Raw genomic sequence first — 2319 nt, 5'->3', positions numbered from 1 at the left:
TCTTGAGTCTGAGCTTGGGTTGGTTTTGCCGAGGGGATGCTGTTGGCGGAATTGGTGCTCGGAATTACGGTAGCCCTAGCCCCTACTCCCCCTAAATTGCTCAAGACTAAAGCTAGGAGGGGGACAAATGTACTCCAGTGACGAATAGTGCTCATGATTTAAAACTATTGCGTTATGGTTAGAGAGGAGAATTGCTCTGTTTTGATAAGAGTCTTGCTCTATAACTACATGCTTTAATATCCGATTACGTAAAATTTCTGAGATTATGTTGTCCGAAACATTACCAATGCTCTACTGTCATTTGTTAAACTAACGGTAACAGTTTCCTTGGAAAAATCATGGAGACCCTTGCCTATCTTCATCTTGCCTTAAGCGAAGAAGAACTAGCAGATACTCCTGCAGTTTTGAAGGAGTCAATTCAAAAATTGTTTCAGTGGCTCAAGGAGTATAAGCTAGTTGCTTACCATCGGATTTATTTACTGTTGCTAATTGCCATACTTAGCATTGTGGGGATGGCAGAAGAAGCCCTAGCCCAAAGGGTGCTGCGGGAAGGTCGTAGGGGAGCTGATGTAACAGAGGTTCAGCGTCGTTTGCGAGAACTCGGGTATTTCAATCGGCAACCAACTGGCTATTTTGGTTCAATTACTAAAAATGCTGTGATTCGGTTCCAACGAAAAAAGGGGCTTCCTGCTGATGGGGAAGTCGGACCACGAACCAGAGCAAAACTCTTTCCATCACAAACCAGAGCAGCACCATCCCGTAGGAATGTTACTCAATCTGGACTCAGACGAGGGTCTCGTGGATCAGCGGTTACGGAAGTGCAGCGACAGTTGAGACAACTGGGGTATTTCAATGCCGACCCAACCGGTTACTTTGGTCCAGTTACAGAACAAGCAGTGATTGAATTCCAAACAGACTATGGTCTCAGGGCGGATGGGATTGTGGGATCACAAACTAGAGCAGAACTATCTAATGCTTTAGTTACTCAATCACAACCGTTTGGATTACCGCCTGATCAGATCCCTCTTCCTCCTGCTGACTTTAACAGTCAACAACCCATAGCATTTGGTACTCCTATTCGTCGCAGTGAACTACGACCAGGCGATCGCGGCCCAGAGGTTAGACGGCTTCAGGAAGAGTTGAGATCTCGAGGGTTTAATCCTGGTGCTATTGATGGGAGATATGGCGAAGAAACTGAGGATGCAGTGTTTAAATTTCAGATACGTAATAATAATCTACTTCCAACCGGGATAGCTGATTTACAAACCCTGCAAGCATTGGGACTTATTAATATAAATCCTGAAGCTGAGAAGAATCGCTATGTGGTGGTGATCCCCATTCCTAATGATAATGTGCTAAGTGAAGTGCGAAATCAGATGAAGCTGACTGGTGGTATTATATCTGACGATGATCGAGGCCGTTATTTTAATGCTGGAGCTTTTTCTAGCCGTAGTGAAGCGGAAAGTCGTTCCCATGAATTGCGATCGCAAGGATTTGATGCCCGGGTAGCCTATTTTTAAGTAAGCTCAAGTCTACTAACAAATAAAAAGTCTACTAACAAATAAATAAATCGGGGTGCTCCCTCAGGTATTGATAAATTCAATAAATTTTGAACAACTAGAACCCTAGGACAAGGGATAGCTAGGGTGATAGCTAGGATAGGATTGGCAAGAAGCCCACACTTCCCTAATCGGTAAGTTAATCGGAAAGTGTGGGAATATGTCACCAAGGGATTAGCTCAAAGCTTCCAGGTAATCCCGAACTCGGTTACGGCGCTTGGGTTGCCGCAACTTTTGTAAAGCTTTAGCTTCGATTTGGCGTACCCGCTCGCGAGATAAATCCAAAGCGCGACCAATCTCAGCTAGAGAGTAAGGCTGGTTATCTCCCAAGCCAAACCGCATCCGAATCACATCCCGTTCACGGTTGGTTAGATCGGCTAGGAGTTGCTGTAAATCCCGTTGTAAGGCTTCTCGCATCAACACTTCTTCTGGAGAAGTTTCCTCAGTTTCGAGTAAATCTCCTAGTTCGGTGTCTCGTTCCTTACCAACTTTAATTTCCAAAGAAACAGAGCGGGGTACTCGTAGTAATACTTCTCGTACCTGAGCCGCAGTCATTTCTAATTCCACAGCAATATCGTCAATGGTTGCTGTGCGCCCACGTTCTTGGGAAATCTTCCGTTGGGCTTTTTTGATTTTATTGAGCTTCTCAGTAATGTGAACTGGCAGGCGAATGGTACGGCTTTGGGTAGCGATCGCCCGGGTGATTCCTTGACGGATCCACCAGTAAGCATAGGTGCTAAATCGGTAGCCTTTGGTCGGA

The 2319-nt window shown here is 45.3% G+C and carries 2 protein-coding genes; one reads left to right on the top strand and one right to left on the bottom strand.

The features are described 5' to 3' along the window. Window positions 1-338 precede the first annotated feature (338 nt). Window positions 339-1520 carry a peptidoglycan-binding domain-containing protein gene (locus tag F6K20_RS34645; protein WP_009148757.1) on the top strand — a complete coding sequence of 394 codons (1182 nt, stop codon included), beginning with the start codon at window positions 339-341 and terminating at the stop codon, window positions 1518-1520. Between the two features lie 213 nt (window positions 1521-1733). Here the strand turns inward: F6K20_RS34645 and F6K20_RS34640 are convergent. After that, on the bottom strand, window positions 1734-2319 hold a 586-nt coding region (locus F6K20_RS34640), incomplete at its 5' end, for a sigma-70 family RNA polymerase sigma factor (RefSeq protein WP_287297824.1).

Source organism: Moorena sp. SIO2C4 (genome assembly GCF_010672485.1).
Classification (GTDB): domain Bacteria; phylum Cyanobacteriota; class Cyanobacteriia; order Cyanobacteriales; family Coleofasciculaceae; genus Moorena; species Moorena producens.
The sequence above is the reverse complement of the archived record's forward strand: the minus strand, read 5'-3'. Positions and strand labels throughout refer to the sequence as shown.